11 protein-coding genes are annotated in these 17,109 nt (G+C 56.0%); 4 read left to right on the forward strand and 7 right to left on the reverse strand.

All coding sequences use genetic code 11. From position 1 onward, the window contains the following. The first annotated feature begins 6 nt into the window (after window positions 1–6). On the forward strand, window positions 7–1,152 hold the full coding sequence (gene pelF / locus F8E02_RS09015) for a GT4 family glycosyltransferase PelF (protein WP_317065201.1): 1,146 nt from the start codon (window positions 7–9) through the stop codon (window positions 1,150–1,152). 13 nt (window positions 1,153–1,165) lie between these two features. Here the strand turns inward: pelF and F8E02_RS09020 are convergent, their stop codons facing one another. The 6 genes from F8E02_RS09020 to F8E02_RS09045 form a co-directional block, all read right to left on the reverse strand. Further along, window positions 1,166–3,028 carry a glycosyltransferase family protein gene (locus tag F8E02_RS09020; protein WP_317065202.1) on the reverse strand — a complete coding sequence of 621 codons (1,863 nt, stop codon included), beginning with the start codon at window positions 3,026–3,028 and terminating at the stop codon, window positions 1,166–1,168. Window positions 3,029–3,049: 21 nt separating this feature from the next. Next, on the reverse strand, window positions 3,050–4,177 hold the full coding sequence (locus tag F8E02_RS09025; protein ID WP_317065203.1) for a glycosyltransferase family 4 protein: 1,128 nt from the start codon (window positions 4,175–4,177) through the stop codon (window positions 3,050–3,052). A gap of 328 nt (window positions 4,178–4,505) precedes the next feature. Continuing rightward, window positions 4,506–5,660: a glycosyltransferase family 4 protein gene (locus F8E02_RS09030; protein ID WP_317065204.1), complete on the reverse strand. Its 1,155-nt coding sequence runs from the start codon at window positions 5,658–5,660 to the stop codon at window positions 4,506–4,508. A 349-nt stretch (window positions 5,661–6,009) separates the two neighbouring features. Next, a complete protein-coding gene (locus F8E02_RS09035; RefSeq protein WP_317065205.1) occupies window positions 6,010–7,197 on the reverse strand; it encodes a glycosyltransferase family 4 protein in 1,188 nt (395 codons plus the stop codon). A 46-nt stretch (window positions 7,198–7,243) separates the two neighbouring features. Further along, window positions 7,244–8,389, reverse strand: a complete 1,146-nt coding sequence (gene wecB, locus F8E02_RS09040) for a non-hydrolyzing UDP-N-acetylglucosamine 2-epimerase (protein ID WP_317065206.1) — start codon at window positions 8,387–8,389, stop codon at window positions 7,244–7,246. Further along, entirely contained in the window at window positions 8,386–9,531 is a 1,146-nt protein-coding gene (locus F8E02_RS09045) for a glycosyltransferase family 2 protein (protein ID WP_317065207.1), read from the reverse strand. The genes wecB and F8E02_RS09045 overlap by 4 nt, the downstream gene beginning before the upstream one ends. Window positions 9,532–10,804: 1,273 nt before the next feature. Between F8E02_RS09045 and F8E02_RS09050 the strand changes: the two genes are divergently transcribed. Genes F8E02_RS09050 through F8E02_RS09060 form a run of 3 tightly spaced genes read left to right on the forward strand, consistent with a single transcriptional unit; the run spans window position 10,805 to window position 14,242 of the window. Further along, a complete protein-coding gene (locus F8E02_RS09050) occupies window positions 10,805–11,710 on the forward strand; it encodes an ABC transporter ATP-binding protein (protein WP_317065208.1) in 906 nt (301 codons plus the stop codon). A 4-nt stretch (window positions 11,711–11,714) separates the two neighbouring features. Continuing rightward, window positions 11,715–12,809, forward strand: a complete 1,095-nt coding sequence (locus F8E02_RS09055; RefSeq protein WP_317065209.1) for an ABC transporter permease — start codon at window positions 11,715–11,717, stop codon at window positions 12,807–12,809. Next, entirely contained in the window at window positions 12,806–14,242 is a 1,437-nt protein-coding gene (locus F8E02_RS09060; RefSeq protein WP_317065210.1) for a COG1470 family protein, read from the forward strand. The genes F8E02_RS09055 and F8E02_RS09060 overlap by 4 nt, the downstream gene beginning before the upstream one ends. A 25-nt stretch (window positions 14,243–14,267) precedes the next feature. On the opposite strand, the gene F8E02_RS09065 is transcribed toward F8E02_RS09060, so the two are convergent. Then, window positions 14,268–17,081 carry a PAS domain S-box protein gene (locus F8E02_RS09065; protein ID WP_317065211.1) on the reverse strand — a complete coding sequence of 938 codons (2,814 nt, stop codon included), beginning with the start codon at window positions 17,079–17,081 and terminating at the stop codon, window positions 14,268–14,270. Window positions 17,082–17,109: the final 28 nt, after the last annotated feature.

A 17,109-nucleotide genomic window follows, 5' to 3' on the forward strand; every position in this document is an offset into this window, starting at 1 on the left:
GTAACTATGAGAGCCGCAATTCTGCTTCAGCTCTTCCTTCCAAGATGGATCGGTGGGACAGAAGTTGCTACATACAATCTAGCAAAAAATCTGACTAGAAGGGGACATGAAATCCACATCATAACCACGCATGATGATGGCCTGCCTTATTTCAGCGAGGAGGATGGTCTCTATGTTCACAGGGTATCATGGCCTAAGGTACGCATCATTGGCTATCTCTCTTTTTGGGCCAGGATATACCTCCAGATCCGGAAAATTCACCCAGATGTAGTCCATTGTCAAGCTTTAGATGTTTGTATTCCTGCGAGGATAGCGAAGAAAACCATGAATATCCCATATGTTGTCTGGGGGCAGGGATCAGAGATCTATTTCCCGGAAAGATTCCTCCAGCTGACCTCAAAGCATATACTTCAAAACGCAGATGCAGTCTTCGCCCTTACCGACAACATGAAACGGAAGATGCAGACTGTGTGCGACAAGGAAATTTCTGTTGTGCCGAACGGTATCGATTCTGGAAGGTTTGAGATATCTTCAAGGGACTGGAAAGAGGGTAATGGGAGGACAGTTATCTTTGTAGGCAGGTTGCACCCGATAAAAGGGGTTCATTACCTGCTCGAAGCGATGGCCATTGTGCACCGGGAGATACCTGATGCCAAATTGATTATCGTAGGTGACGGTACAGAGCGATCGAAGCTGGAGAAGCTCGTGGAGAAATTAGATTTAGAAGACTGTGTACAATTCGCAGGCCAAGTGCCGCAAGAAGAAATTCCTAGAGTCATGCATCAGGCAGACGTGTTCACATTGCCGAGTCTCTCAGAAGGACTCCCAGTTGTACTTTTAGAAGCTATGGCTGCGGGGTTGCCTATTGTTGCGACGAACGTTGGGGGAGTGCCTGAAATTCTAGAGGATGGAGTGAATGGATACCTCGTCGATGCAAAGAGATCCAATGAGATTGCGACGGGAATACTGATGCTGATGATGAACGATGAGATGCGGGAGAAAGTATCGGCCAATAACAGAGTAAAAGCGAAGATGTTTACGTGGGATACGGTCGCTGGCAAGGTGGAGGAGGAGTATCAAATGGCGATTGCACGAAACATGGGAGGAGGAGGTGCCAACCAGAAAGGCGGGATCGGTAAAGGGAAGTGGTGAGCGCCGAAGCCACTTACCATGTTTGATAGCCGCTTCCAGAACCAGAGTCATAGATCCGGGAAAATCCTCGTGTTTCCAGTTTGACGTTTAGATCGTAATCAAGTGTGTATATGCCTCCCAAAAACCAGAATGGCTTACGGATGGTAGCCTTTCGGGTTACAATCAGATGATTCTTCAAACCGGGATAATCGCCAGCATAAAGTTGTTGCGAAAATGCTGATACTTGACGATGCTGAAATTTCTGAGTTCCCGCGAAGTACTCATCTGTTTTGATCGAGCCGTCCCACTTATCCATAATCGTCGTCATTGATTTTAACTCCGCTTCTGTAGGTGAATATCGCATATGACAGTTTGGAAAAAGTAAGAGGTTATCGATGTTCGCCGGGGGACTTATGATCATGAGGAGACTCAAGACAACAACAAACCCGATAGTAAGACTATAGAGGCTCAGGTGCTTCTTTAATTTCCATGTTCCAACCGTATAAATAGCAATCGCGAGCGGGATACTCGTGAGGATTTGGGCAAAGTACCACCACCGGTGCTCAATCACCGTATGGTTCGAGATGAGTGAAAAAAAACCGATTGCAAGAGGAGTCACTCCTACCCACGCCATGGTAAATGACGAGCTGCTCCCTCTCCGCGAGATCATGTAGAATATACCGATAAATGAGAAAGCGAAGAACAAGAGCAGTCCCGAGGTATTGAAAAACTGCTCTCCCAGTGGGATGATTGCTGAATATCCCCGAACTTCTCCGGGAGTTGCCGCAAAGAAGTCTGTACTGAATCCAGACTCGATCAGGTCGATTAGTGTCCATATACTGTTAGAGACAAATGTCCACCAGACAAACATCGCTATTGTAAAACCGATCGGAATTGATAGCGAAACATGATTCTGTATCTCTAAACCGCAAAGCCGGTAGAATGTGAGTGCACCCCAGGTGACAAAGAGAAGTATGGACATGCACATCGCTGTAATAGTGTGTGTTAGGATGATAGGCGTTAATGCCGTTACAAGAAGAACGGCATATCCGGAACAAGAGTATCCTTCATGTCTGAAGAGGAGCAGGTAAAGGGAAATGGGGATAAATATGGCGGCAAAGGCGTTGGGGATGGACCAGTAGGACATGATGATATGATGGCTTGCGATCACCGTCATGAGAGCGGCCAGTAACCCTATTCGGTGATTCTTAAACAAGTTGTTGGCAATAAGAAGTATGAACACAGTATTGCAGATGATCTGCGCGAGGCTCACCGACATCATCGCGGCGAATTTATATGGGAGGTCGGCAATGAGTGAATTCACGGCTATCGTGAGATGGAAAAGAGGCAGTTTTGAGTATTCATAACCCTCCGGGATGACGCCTCCTTCAATGATCCAACTAGTAAAGGCAGAATGATACCAGGGGTCCACTCCGAGGAGGCTTGGGAAGATTAGCAGCTGCGACCAGGCGATGCTCACTCCCAGCAGCAGGATCTGGCTGAAGATGAGGCAGGTGTGTCGCCTACCTGACGTAAAGATCTCACAGGCGACTATGCCGGTCATAAGCGCTGTCAGGACAAAGTAAAGGAGAGGCCGCTCGTAAAACTCCGGTCGGAGATAGACCGAGAGAACGCTTGAGGTGTAGAGTCCAAAAAAGCAGGTCGCACAGAAAGTGATCCGGTTCCGGGACTCTGGTGGGTGAGCCTCAAAGGTATGGCTTTTCCTGATCGCCAACCACAGGAGACAGGAAACGAGGGCCAGAACCCCGGTGAGCAGATAAATTACCCTGCCGAACTCTTTACCCAGATAGGCAATCAGTATCAGCGAGAGAATAACTCCCACAACGGCAAGTGCCTTGTCCGGGTCGCGCAGGATAACTGAGTCTTTTAATCGCATAGTATAACCTTTGGCGCTGTGTTATACTTTTTCAAGTAATTCTTTCCATCTAGCAGCCGTGGACTCAAAGGAGAAATTCATCTTCACGAACTGCCTCCCATTCTCCGCAATCCGCTCCAGATCCGGAGCATTGAGCGCGCGGAGCACATTTTCCGCGATACACCCCGGGGAGTTGTTCTCCATGATGAACCCTGTCACTCCATCGACTACAACGTCGGGTATCGCCCCGACCGGCGTCGCGAGTACGGGGGTCCCGCAGGCCATCGCCTCAAGTATGATATTCGGGAGTCCTTCGGTATAGGAGGGGAGGACAAGGAGACGGAGTTGGTTTAGATGCTTGGGGAGGTCATCACGAGAGATCCAGCCCGGTAAATCGACGCGGGCAGCGAGCCCCTCTTCCTGTAGGGAGGTCCGGGTCGTCTCCTCCAATTGCCCGTCTCCGCCAATGAGTACGCGGAGATCCTGCCGGTCGTTGAGGATTCTATGGAGGGCTGGAGCAAAGTTCTGGATGCCTTTCTCCACGCTCAACCGGCCGATGTAGCCAATGAGGGGAGGGCGGCTGGCCAGGGGGGTGGTAACAGTGAAGATGTTGAAATCGAGGAAGTGCTCATGGGCGATGAGGATCTTGTGGCGGTAGGATTCGAGGTCCCAATCAGAAACAAGTATCGGGGAATATAGGACAATATAGTCGGTTAGACGAAAACATATTTTTGCAGAAAATCCCGTCTGTCTCGACTTCTTATCGTCGGGCGATAGAGATAATTTCATCGGACTTGCACTCAGCAGCCAATATGATTTGACATTGAGTATTTTAGCGATCAACATGGGGATAAGCGGTGGGAGTGACATAAAGTAGATAACACGCCCGAATTTATGTTTGACCAACAGTAATCTAAACGATATTTTCGTTTGTAAAACAAAGTAAGCAACAATTCTGGCAATAAAGACGGGACTTGTGGGGTAATTGAAAAATGAAATATTTTTGGAATCGTTTGAACCCGATAAGTGAATCTTCTCGTACGCACCGATGAAGAAGTGTGGAAGACATATCGTTGAAAGTATTCCGGTCAGGTGAGATAGCGGTACGCCGAAGGCTTTTCCAATATGAAATGAAACGACTGCAACGCTTGATTGACCTTTTTCTTTCATAGTAGAGGCACCTCCCGTTAAAACTATTTTACCAGGTAGTTATTTCCCACCCGTAGCCGGTGACCACAGGTACCCCAATCTGTATGTCATCATTTTCGCCTGTATCCTTATGACACCGCCATCTATATTTCCTCAGAGTTTCTCGTCTGGTTCTTACCCCGGAGTTGTCTCCAGAGGAAGACGATCCCTTGCATCGCATAACGCGGGGCCTCCTAAAGCTTCCCAGATCATGATTGCGTATGTAAGTGTAGTCCGGTCGGGAGACGAGCCTTTACAACATTTACCTTGAGGATCAGTCCGGAGATCCTCCTCTACAATCGATGCCGGGCTATTCACGGTGACATGAGTCGTCTGTGACATCCGTTCGCTCCTGTTCAGAATCCAGGTTCCTGTAAATCTCCAGCAGTCGCTCTCTCATAATTTCCCAGTTGTACTCTGTCTCATAGGCTCTCCGGCCGTTCTCGCCCAGGTGTCTGCACAAGAGCGGGTCCGCTTTGAGCGTAAGGATTGCACGCTTGACCGCGTCAACATCCCCATACGGCACGACAAGACCGCAATTCTCTTCCTTCACAATATCGGCCATTGCCGCTCCGTCGCTGACCAGGATTGGTTTCCGACACATCATCGCTTCAAATAATTTGTTGGGACTGGCATAGCGGTTGTTAGGGATATCCGGATCATAGAGAGCAAACAGCAGGTCTGACTGTAACGTCTTCCTGATGACCTCATCATAAGGGATAGTTCCAAGGAACGTAATGTGGAGCTCCTGTTCGCTCATACCTTGTATCCGTTCTGCATGGCATCCATATCCGGCGAGTTCGACCTGAACATCTCCAATAGCCCTTGCTGCCTGGATGACTGCTTCGAAGTCTCTATCTCCTCCCAGTCCTCCGGCGTAGAATATTTTGAATGGCGCCTGGTGTTCTCTCGGTGCGTCCATCATAGACGGCATCGGTAGATCCCGGGGAGAATTGTAGATGACGTTGATACTGGAATCCCCTTCTTTCCCGATCTGTTTTAGTCGACTGGGGTCCACAACGATGACTGCGTCTGCAAATCGTATCAAGAAGATGTCGAATGCTGCCACACAGTTCTGCACATACGGCGGCAACGTCACCATATCGACGTAAAAGTCAAAGATATCGTAGATCAGCCGTTTCCGCTTAAGTTTTGCGACAACAAGGGCGGGAATATATGTGTCGAGATCTGCAGCATGAACGATATCCCAATCCTCTTTTAACAGCCAAAAAACTGCAAGAAGCCACCAGACAGGGAGATAAAGTACTACCTTTTTCCCAAGAGGCGCTCTAAATTTGAGGCGTCTGATGGCATAGCGGTGCCGCCCCTCTTGGGCGGGTGCGTCGCCAAATCTCTGCCATCCAAGCAATATGACATCATGACCTGCTTCTGTCAGCACTGTTGCTTCTTTCTCCAGTCTGACATCAGGATCAATGGGGTTAGAGCGGAGCATGACGACTCTCATGGACCTCGTACCTCCAGATCCTGAGCAGAAGTCCAGTTGTTGGGGGGAGATGTTGCGTCTGAAGTTCGTATGGTACTGCGTGACCCCGCGAAACCAGGTATCCTGTGCTTATGCTTATGAGAAAGATCCGGTATTTGGTGATCTCTGACAGGGGGTATATCCTCTCTGCAGGGTAGCGCCTGTACATCTGAAGATCCGGGGAGGGTGCCCGGAGATGGCACGTTGGACTTTGTCCCGGCTTTTTTGCCGGCATTGTTGGATCCGCCACTGGGGGTTGCAGCTCTCTGACACCTGCCGCATCGAGCAAAATTTTCGATGGATGATGGATTGAGCAGGCGTATCCTCATCACTAGCACCCCGCTTCGATCAGAATATGCTCTAATCGTTTTGAAATAGCGGCCCATTGATACTCATCTTCGACAACACGCCTCCCTTCCGACCTCATTCTGCTGCACAGAGTGGAGTCCCGATACAGCTCCAGAATCTCTTCTGCATACTCGTTTGCGCTGGAGACGATCCTGACTGTGTGGCCGAAAGTTTCCTGAATGGTATTCACACGTGTGGAGATGACCGGTACGCCGCACGCCATGTACTCGAATAACTTCAGGGGAAGTGAGTTGTTTGAGACATTATCTTGTTTAAACGGTATCACGCCCACGTCCATGCATGATATGTATTCAGGCACATGGGAGTAGGGGACCGTACCGGTGAAGACGGTATGGTTCAGCACCCCCAGGTCTCTTGCCATCTCAACGGTTCTATCGTATCCTGCGCCCCCTCCCACAATAAGCAGTTTAACATTGATTTCCGATGCCAGTTCTCTAATGGCGATGAAAAGCGGCTCCAAATCCAGCCATTCTCTGAGGACGCCGACATGGCCGACGACAAATGTATCCTCAAGGTCATATTTCTCTTTAATGTGCTCGCAAGGCCGGGGCGAAAATAATTCGACATCCACTCCGTTCGGCAGCAGTTCCCTTTTCTCCCGGGGGACTTTGTAGGTCTGGCAGAGGGACTCGGTTGTTACTGTGACCCTCTTTGAAGCCTGAATGATCCTTTCCTGGATCGCTTTTCCGAGCCAGCCACCAGCCGGCCTGACAAATGGGGGGATCTGGGGGGACGTCCGGATCATTCCCGGCAGATCGTCCGCGATGTCATATACCGTTGGAATACCACGCGAATGAGTATATCTTGCAACCGCATACCCGGACACCATGCCGTTGTAGTTGAAATGCACGTCATAGTCCGAAATTCCAATCCGATCTAGAGTGCTGCCTACAGTTGCCAGTGATAGAGCTTCTTGGACAACCGGGCTTACCCGCCTGTTGGTCAGATAAATAAGGTCTATCTTCTCAAAAAGATCCTTAAAACTTTGATTATAGTTCTCTGTGGTCCGATCCCACCTGGCTTTCCAGCAGTCGTTTATGCTTAAAACCGAAATCTCGTGATCGCGTGAAAGATACTTCAAAAACTGATGTAGCCGACTGTTATGAGCCGAGTTTTTGAGATCGACGATGGACGAAACCAGGATTTTCATCGTATTGTCCCCTTAACACTCATCTATGTTCCGGATCCGGGCGTAGTTACGATGTCTTAGTCGCCTGGGCCTGAATGCCGTAACCCGGTGTGCCGGATTTGATTGATGTCTTCCTTCCTCTGGATAGCCCTCTACATATCGTAACAATCATCCTGCCTGCTATACCGTCCCCATAAGGGTTCTGCCAACTCTTGGGCTGGGCGAGCATCTGCCGGGCAAATGCCAGGATCTCGCTGGCCCCAGTCCCTGCAAGAATGTTCGCCCCCACCTCAATCGTCTCCGGGCGCTCGGTGTTGCTGCGAAGGGTGATGCAGGGCACCCCGAGAATGCAGGCCTCCTCCTGGACCCCGCCGGAGTCGGTCAGGACAAGGCGGGCATTGGACTCGAGCTGCAGGAATTCGAGGAACCCGACTGGACTCATGACGGATATCCCGTCCAGCGGAATCGCGAACCGCTCGACCATCTTCCTGGTCCGGGGGTGCATCGGGAAGATGACGGGGAGCGAGTACTCCCGGTGGACCGCCTCAAGCCCTGCGGCAATGTTCCAGAGGTTTTCAGGGCTGTCGACATTCTCCTGCCGGTGAGCGGTGACCAGGACGTATTCACGGGGTGCAAGGCCGAGGGTATCGAGAATGTCTGCCTTCTTCTTCGAAAGCTCCTGGTTCTGGAGTACGGCATCGACGATGGTGTTCCCGGTCACGCAGATCTTGTTCTCCTCGATCCCCTCCGCGAGGAGATACTGCCGTGCTGTCTCCGTGGGGGCGAAGAGGTAGTCGGAGACATGGTCCGCAACCACCCGGTTGATCTCCTCGGGCATCGTCCTGTCGAAACTCCGGAGACCGGCTTCTATGTGGCCGACCCGGATGTGGAGCTTTGCGGCCGCGAGAACTCCGGCTATGACGGTGTTGGTATCGCCCTGGACGAGGACAATGTCAGGAGACTCCTTTATGAGAACATCCTCAACCCCAGCCATGATCTTTGCAGTCTGCCCGGCATGGGTCCCGGAGCCGACGTCGAGGTTGTACTTCGGCTCGGGCAATTCAAGGTCCTCGAAGAACGCCCGGTCCATCTCGTAGGAGTAGTGCTGCCCGGAGTGGAGAATGAAGTAGTCGAGGTTTCGTGCTTCGCATTCGCGGATGATCGGGGACATCTTGATGATCTCCGGCCTGGTTCCGAGAACAATCGCAATCATTCCGGAATACCCTCAAGAGGATAAGGTGTCCTCTCCTCGCCTTCCCTGGTCTTCTCTGTGGGCGCGAAGGTAACTACAGCACCCGGTTCGGAGAACACCCGTTTCCCTTCTCCCTGCCCCTGCAGAATAATCTGCACAAGCGAATACAGGATCATCCCCACCGCGACGAGCAGGAGCCCGAGGATGAGCATGGAGAAGCCACCGGTGAAGAGGATATAGTGGAATTGAGAGGTGCGATAGTACTCGGAAAAGGTGTGAATCTCCGCGCCGAGGCCGAAGAGAGTGAAGGTCAGGCCCGGAATGCCGAAGAACACCAGCGGCCGGCGGAGGCTGACGAGCCTGACGATGTTCATGAGCACCTCGATGCCGTGGGAGACCGGGTCCTTACTCGAGGTCCCCTCGATGTCATAGCGCACCTGGATCGGCACCTCGGCGACCTTAAGGCGGTGATCGCTGATCTGTATCAGGATCTCGGAGCCGGCACTCATCCCCGCGCCGCTGATCCGGATCGCTTCGATAGCCCTCCTCCCGTACGCCCGAAAACCGCTCTGGGAATCGGTGATCGCAAGATTGGTCCCCGCTATCGTGGTAGCCGTATCGAGGACCTTCATCCCGACCTTCCGGTATCTCGGAATATATGACTCCATACCCTCGACGAACCGGGACCCGATGACGACGTCGTTGCCCTGCCGAAGTTCGGCAAGCAGCCGGGGGATGTCTCCGGAGTTGTGCTGACCGTCGGCGTCAATGACGACGAGTTCCTCCGCACCCATCTCCCGGGCGGTGCAAAAGATGGTCTGCAACGCTCCGCCGTAGCCTTTGTTGGTCTCGTGCCGGACGACGATCGCCCCGAGCGCCCTGGCAATCCGGACGGTGTCGTCATTTGACCCGTCGTCAACGACGAGGACTTTATCAGCGTGCTGCTGTGCGCCGACGATGGTCTTTGCGATGTAAGCCTCCTCGTTGTAGGCCGGCATGGCGACGAGGGTCCGGACGGTGCCGGCCTGCCGCCTCAACCCCCCTTCAGCATTGCAGGTTGCCAGATCCTTAGCGACAAGAGTTGCTCCTCCCCCGTTACCGCCGTGCCTGACGACCTCTCCGGTCGTGCGGGTGGCAGAGGAGGTGTTTACGCAGGAGCTCATCGCGGCAGCTCCTGACATGGGAACACGGGGACCGGTGTTGAGAAGACCTCCCCGGATGTTCTGTGACACCGGGGGAGTTGGCTCGTAGTGCTGGTGGCTGGAGCTACATTCTCAACACTGCTCGACCCCGGCAAGATCACATACCTGGCACGAAAAGGTATCCACCTGGACACCATGGAAACACACACCCATATGTAGGCCCTCACCTGGCCGCGTCACTGCCCGGAGGAAACGGGCGGCCCCCTTTTCGGCAGGAGCAGCCGGAGGGGGGGGGTTCTGGCACCAGGGCCTAGGGGCTATCTGGTACAGGTATATTATATAAATTTTCCTATTTGCCGATTCCCGAAACTGATGAGAGCAACTGAAGATGAAGAAGCGGATACTTATCTAAATGTTATGTAATCCCGTAAATGAATAGCATTCTCTATCTCGGGGCCGAGAAGATTTTTCCCAGAAGAGCTGCAGCAACTACTATTTAATTATTTCTTAGCGATTATGGCTGTCTGTTACAGTATACGTGATAACTTTATTTGATTCGAGGAAAATCATTTTGTTTTGAGAAATCGGTAGTTATTGTATCGAGTCTTCATAAAAAATGGGGTTTTAATTCTTATAGATCACGTTTCTGGATGTAATTTATCTTCCTTTATCCCGGGTTGATCAGGCTATTTTCAGGCAGCGGTGTGAGCCCGGTTTGGGAGGATAGGTAAACGATTTGAGGTTAACCTGACCGGTTCGGGAGGCTGGAGCAGTACTGCGGCACTGGGTAGGGTCGGGGCAGCGGATAGGTGAAGATCTTGATTCAGGAGTGCAATAAGGCTCACCGCATCTGCGATCGCGACGAACGAAGCGATCTAGGGATAGGCCTTCCACACCGTGGGGGCCTCCGTCCCCATCCCCTCTCCGCCTCATAAGCCCGGGAAGGAGGCCGGCGACATTTCCCTCGCGGAGTCGAATACAGGAGCACCGGACCAATAGGTTCGACTTTTTTCGTAGTTTAGCATCGCTTTATCTCCCGTTCCCGCCCACATTCATGCGCAGGGTGCCGAACGGAGAAAGAGGCCGTTCTGGAGCGCCCCGGCCCGCGCAAAGGCCGGTATTTGGACGATCCCCTGATTTATGGCAGATCTCCGGAGTTGCCGCAAAAATGTGGGCCCGAGGACCACCTGAATCACTCCATACCCTCTGACGTGTAGATGATTGTCACAGAAAACGTTAATAAGACGATATCAAAGTTGCAGTAAGCGCCGCCGGACCGGGCGGGATGTGGTGAATGATACGGACAGAAAACCTCACGAAGGTGTATAACGGCAAGGCGGCCGTCGACGGTCTGGACCTTGAGGTCGGGGAGGGCGAGATCTTCGGCTTCCTCGGCCCGAACGGGGCAGGGAAGAGCACGACGATCCTGATGCTCACCGGCATGATCGAGCCAACCGGCGGCCGGTGCCTGGTCGACGGGATCGAGGTCGCGAAGGACCCGCTGAAGGTGAAGGAGATCATCGGCTACCTCCCCGAAGACGTCGGGTTCTATGGGAACATGACCGGCGAGCAGAACCTGGACTACTTCGCCCGGTTCTACGGGATGGGCGCGAAAGAACGAAAAGAGCGGATCGCGGAACTGCTCGAACTCGTCCGCCTCGACGGCGTCACCCAGAAGGCCGGCGAGTACTCCCGCGGGATGAAACAGCGGCTCGGCCTTGCCCAGGCGCTGATCAACGATCCAAAAGTGCTCTTCCTCGACGAACCGACGGCGAACCTCGACCCCGAGGGCGTCCGGGAGTACCGGGACCTTGTCGAGCGTCTCGCCGGCGAAGGAAAGACGATCTTCGTCTCCTCCCATATCCTCTCCGAGGTCCGGGAGGTCTGCCGGACCGTCGGGCTGCTTGCGAAAGGGAGACTTGTCGCACAGGGGACGCTCGATGAGGTCGCCCGGACGCTCGCGTCCCCTGACGGCGATGCCGTCCGGATCGTCGTCGAGACCCGGGAGCGGTTGCCGGAGATCGAGGATCCCGAAGTCATCTCGGTCGAACGGAACGGGAGCCGGGCGATCGTCCGGGCAAAGGCCGACATCCGCGACCGGCTCGCAGAAACCCTCTTCGAACAGGGCGTACACGTGCGGGAGCTGAGGGTCGAGGAGCCGGATATCGAGGACGTCTTCATGGCGGCTTATAGGAGATGAGGAGATGGCATTCGATCGATTGTTCAACGTAGCACGCAAAGAGTTCTCCGATCACATCACCAGCAGGCGGTTCATTATCATCCTGGGCCTGCTCCTGGTGATCTCGACGATCAGTATCTACGATGGCATCAAACAGTATAACGACAGCCTGGAATCGTACACCGAGCAGCTCCAGTACATGCCGGAGTCAGAGGACCCGTATGTGAGCTGGATGCCCTCAAAGCCCTCGATCATGTACGTCTTCCTCTCCATGATGAGTTACATGGCGATGCTCGGCGGGATCCTTGCGATCGCCATCGGGTTCGACCTGGTCTCAAAGGAGAAAGAAACCCGGTCGCTTAAGACGCTCCTCTCCCATCCACTCTACCGGGACGAGATCATCAACGGCAAGGCGCTCGGGGGCGTCGGCGCCCTGGGGTTTGCCATGGCCCTCGCGCTTGCGATCGCACTCGCCATGCTCCTCGTCTTCTCGGTCGTCCCGACGCTGGATGAGTTCGCCGCCATCCTGATCTTCGGTGTGGTTTCGCTTGCGTTCCTCCTCGCCTACTTCGCCGTCGCGCTCACGATGTCGACGGTCTCGAAGGAGAGCGGGAACGCGCTGATCTACACCCTGGTGATCTTCTTTGCCGTCTCCTCGCTCCTCCCCATGTTCGGGTCGATGGCCGCAGACGCCTTTGCAGGCGATCCGCCCGAACCGCCCGACATCCCCATCTCCAGAGGAGGGGTTTCCGTAAGCAGCAACGGATATTACACCACCAGCGTCTCGAAGAGCGTGGTGTACGGCGGGGAGGAGGATCCCGCGTGGAAAGATTACGAAGAGGAAATGAAATCTTACATTGAGAAGCGCAGATTCATCAGCGACATCTCCAACATCCTCTCGCCGCAGATGAACTACTACACCGTCGCGATGGCGGTGACGAACCCGCAGATCTCCATGATGATGTACTCGTCCTACGGTTACGGTTCGGAGCGGGAGGCGCCGTCCGGCCTTGCCGACGCGCTCGGCCGGGTCTGGATGAACATCGCCGCACTCATCGTCTTCCCGTCGGCTTTCTTCGCCGCGACCTACGTGAGATTCATGCGGATGGATATCAGGTGAGAACATTGACAGGAAGAAAAGTCTTGTATATCCTTCTTGCCCTCCTCCTTGCGGTGCCCGCCGTCCCGGCGGTCTCGGCCGCACAGGACGGGGCGGTCGCGACGGAGCTCTGGTGCAACTTTCCCGGCGAGGTGATCGAGGCCGGCGACACCGCCGTCTTCGACATTGTGGTCAAGAACCAGGAGGAGGCCGGGACGTGCCTCCTCAACTACTGGACCTACCGGGGCACGGACGGGTGGAAGATCCGGTTCGAAGACAGCGATCGCGAGGTCTACCGGATGCTGATCCCGGCCGGCGAGACGAAGTCCGTCCGCCTTGTGGTGGAGACGGCCGGCCATGCCGCAGTCGGTGAATATCCGATCCGGGTCGGCATCGGCAAGGGGACGATCTGGGTCTACGTCAGGATCACGAAGACCCACAGCGGCGAGACCGGGACCCTCGAGGCCACCGTGGTGGACAAGGAAGGGAACGTCGTGAAGGGCGCCGACATCGGTATTTACGACAGGGCTACCCTGATCGAGGGGATGCTCTCGACCGCCGAGGGCAAGGTGAGCATCGGCGCTCCGATGGGCACCTACACCGTCAGGGTTACCAAGCCCGGGTACCGGAAGTGGGAGAAGAAGGATGTCGAGGTCCGGATCGGCCAGACGACCAACCTAGGGATCGTGCCGCTCGAAAAAGAGAATTTCTTTGCCGAGATCCGGGTGAAATCCCCTTCAAAGGTGGTGGCGATCGGGGCAACTCCGCAGTATGAGATGACCCTGAAGAACGCCGGCAGAAACGACGACACGTATGCCCTCTCGGTCCAGGGCCTCGCGGAGCAGTGGTATGCCCGGTTCAGGGAGAGCAAGGATGCCGCCGAAGAGGTCTCGGAGATCTACATCCGGTCCGGTGAGGAGAAGACCCTCTTCCTCGATCTCATCCCGCCCTACTCGGTCGGAGTCGGGGAGTACAACGTCACGGTGCTGATCGACTCCTCCGCCCGGCAGTATGAGGAGAACCTGACGCTCCGACTCCGGGGGTCCTACGACATGCGGACCTACGCGAAGAGCTACCGCCACGAGATCAACCGCGGCGACACTCTTGCGTTCGATATGACCGTCTCGAACGCCGGCACCGGCGGGACGCTGACGAACATCGGGATCAACATGAGCACACCGGAAGGCTGGCGGGTGACCGTCGATCCGGCCTCGGTTGCGAGCCTCGATCCCGGTGAGCGGGCGACCGTGCATGTGACGGTGGTCCCACCGGCCAATATCGTCGCCGGCGAGTACAAGGTCGTTGCCGTGGTGAAGAGCGATCAGGCCGAGAGGGAGGACGAGTACCGGGTTGTGGTCAAGGAGCAGTCCTACGTCGCGGTGCTCGGCCTCCTGGTGATGGCCGGGGTCGCCGCGGGGCTCTGGTATATGTTCAGGAAGTACGGCCGGAGATAGGGCCCGGCCCCCGGTCATTCTTTTTTCAAGCGAACCGTGCCCAGCCCTCGGGCACCAGAAGTTCGAACCGGGCGCCTCTTCCGGGCTCGCCGGTCTCGTGGATGGCGATACCGGTGATCGAGAGGACCTCGCGGGCGAGGAAGAGGCCGAGCCCCGTATGTCTCCCGTAACCCCGCTCGAATATCCGCTCCTTCTCCTCGACGGGGATGCCCACGCCGTTGTCCTCCCAGACGATCCGGGCGCCGCCCCCGTCCGGCACGGCCGTGACCCGGACGGCGGTCACGGGCCCGCCGTGCCGCAGCGTGTTGTCGAGGAGGTTCCCAAAGACCGTCTCGAGGAGCGGGTCCGCGTAGACGGCAAGCCCGTTCACGCCGGTCGTGATCTCGATGCCGGCGGGCCGGCGGGCCTTCGACGCATCCTTCACCAGGGTATCGATACCGAACCACTGCGGCGAGCGGACGCCGAGGTCCTGGTAATCCCGCGTGAACTCGATCTGCGACTGGATCATCCGGACGGCCGCCTGCTGCTTCTCAAGAGCAGTGGCGACCTCCGGATCGAGTGGCAGGTCCTGGAGGAGGCCGATGTGGCCGAGCACCACCGTGACCTGGTTTAAGATGTCGTGCCGCACGATACTGTTCATCAGGGAGAGTTTCCTGTTGGCCAGGAGGAGTGCTGCCTCGGCCTCTTTCCAGGCGTCGATGTCGTGGACGGCATACTCGATCGCGACCAGGTGTCCGTCGTCGGCGTGAACCGGGATCGAGCAGACCTCCAGCCAGGCGTAGCGCCCGTCCTTCCGGCGCACCCGGAGGACGACCAATCGATCGGCAGGCGAAGCCGGGACCTGCGCCAGGGCCAGGTACATCTCCCGGTCATCGGGGTGGACAAGGCTCTCTATGAACCCCGGATCGCCCGTACACTCCTCGGGACGGTAGCCGGTCAGGCGCTTCCAGGATGGGCTGATATACTCAATCGTCCGCGACGATGCCGCTACACGGATGTAGCAGTCGTGCGACCGCTCCACGAGGGTTCTGAACCGTTCCTCGCTCTCACGGAGCCGTTCCTGGGCTCGAATCCGCGCGAAGAGGTCGGCGAAGAGATTGCCGACGACCGTGAGCAGCGAGATGTCGTCGTCCGACCAGGCCCGTGCCTGCAGGACGGTCTCAAACCCGAGGACCCCCATGATATCATCGGCGGTCGCGATCGGCACGAGGATGATCGACCGGATCCCGTATTCCCGAAGAAATTCGCGCTCCGGCGCACCTGCCGGGAGATTGGCCACGTCGGGGATACAGAATACCCTTCCGGCAGCGATATTTGCCGCTGCCCAGGACTCGACGTGGGCCGGCAGGTCCGTGAGATTTGCAAGTTCCGGCGCGATGCCGTCCGCACACCATTCGTGGAGACTTTCCAGGCGGGCAGGGTCCCGATCGAAGCGGAAGACGTAACTCCGGTCGACATTGAGGAACGATCCGAGCATCCGGATTGTCTCCTCAAGGGCGTCTTCGAGATCGGCCGGGTCGAGAGCGATGAACCGCCCGGAGATCGAACCCACCACCTGCTCGAGATCGACCCTGTGCCGGATCCGTGCTTCCATTCGTTTCACCTCGGTGATATCCCGGAGCGACTCGATCGCGCCGGCAAGCTTCCCCTTTGCGTCGTAGAGTGGTGCCGCCTTGCCCCAGAGATGGATCTCCTCCCCGGTGCGGGGTGAGGGGATACGGATCTCCCGGGCGACGCTCCCGGCGGCTTCCCTGGAGAGGATCTCCGTCGCGAGCAGGGGGGTGTGCAGTCCGGGTATCGCGCCCATAATGGGATCCGTGTCGGACCCGATGATCCCGGCCTTCGGGATCCCGGTCACCGACTCGATCGCCCGGTTCCAGATGACGACCTTTCCTTCACGGTCGAGCACGAATGTCGGGTCGGGGAGGAAATCGATGATCCCCTGGAGGGTTACCCGGTGGTCCTCCATGACCCGGTACTGCTCTGCAAGCGTTTCCTGGCTTGCCATCGCCTCCTCGAACGCCGCAGTCATCTCCTCGTGCGTTGCGGTCAGCTCCTCATGCGCCGTACTCAGTTCCTCCTCGTAGCGCTTCCGGTCGGAGATGTCGATCATCGACGCGACGGTGCGGTCGGTCCCCGGGATGCACCCGATCGTCATGTGCATGTCCCTCTGCCTGCCCTCCCGGTCGATCAGCCCAAACTCGTAGGTTCGCGGCGCCGAGCCGGGATCGACCCGCCGCTGGCGGTGGTAGCCGGAGAGACGCTCCACGTCGCCCGGAGCGACAAAGGCCGTCAGAAGCATCTTTCCTTCGACCTCCTCGCGGGAGTAGCCGGTAAGGCGGGTGAACTCGCTGTTTGCGAGGGCAACCGTCATGTCGCCCCTGACGATGATGGTGGCGGCGCTGGTATGCTCAAAGATGCTCTGGTAGAGATCCCTGGACCGTTGCACCTCCGCCTCGGCCTGCCGGCGCCTGATTGCCTGGAGGATCATGTTCCGGAGCTCGGCGAACTGGGCGGAGGGGTTGCCGCCTTTCTGGAGGTAGAAGTCTGCTCCGCTGTTGATCGCCTCGATGACGACCTCCTCGCGGCCCCGGCCGGAGAAGATGACGAACGGGGTTCCCATGCCCCGGCAGCGGACCTCTTTTAAGAGCGCGATGCCGTTCATCTCCGGCATCTCGTAGTCGGCAACGATGGCGTCGCACGGGGCTTCGGAGAGCATCTCGAGCGCTTTTTGCGGCGACGACGTCGCCTCGACCTGGAGATCCCCCGACTGCTCCAGGTAGATCCGGGTCAGTTCGAGGAGAGCCGGCTCATCATCGACTACGAGAACGCGAAACATACGTCAGTCCTGCTATGGAAATAAACAA

Origin of the sequence: Methanoculleus caldifontis (assembly GCF_032842345.1) — an archaeon.
Lineage (GTDB): Archaea > Halobacteriota > Methanomicrobia > Methanomicrobiales > Methanoculleaceae > Methanoculleus > Methanoculleus caldifontis.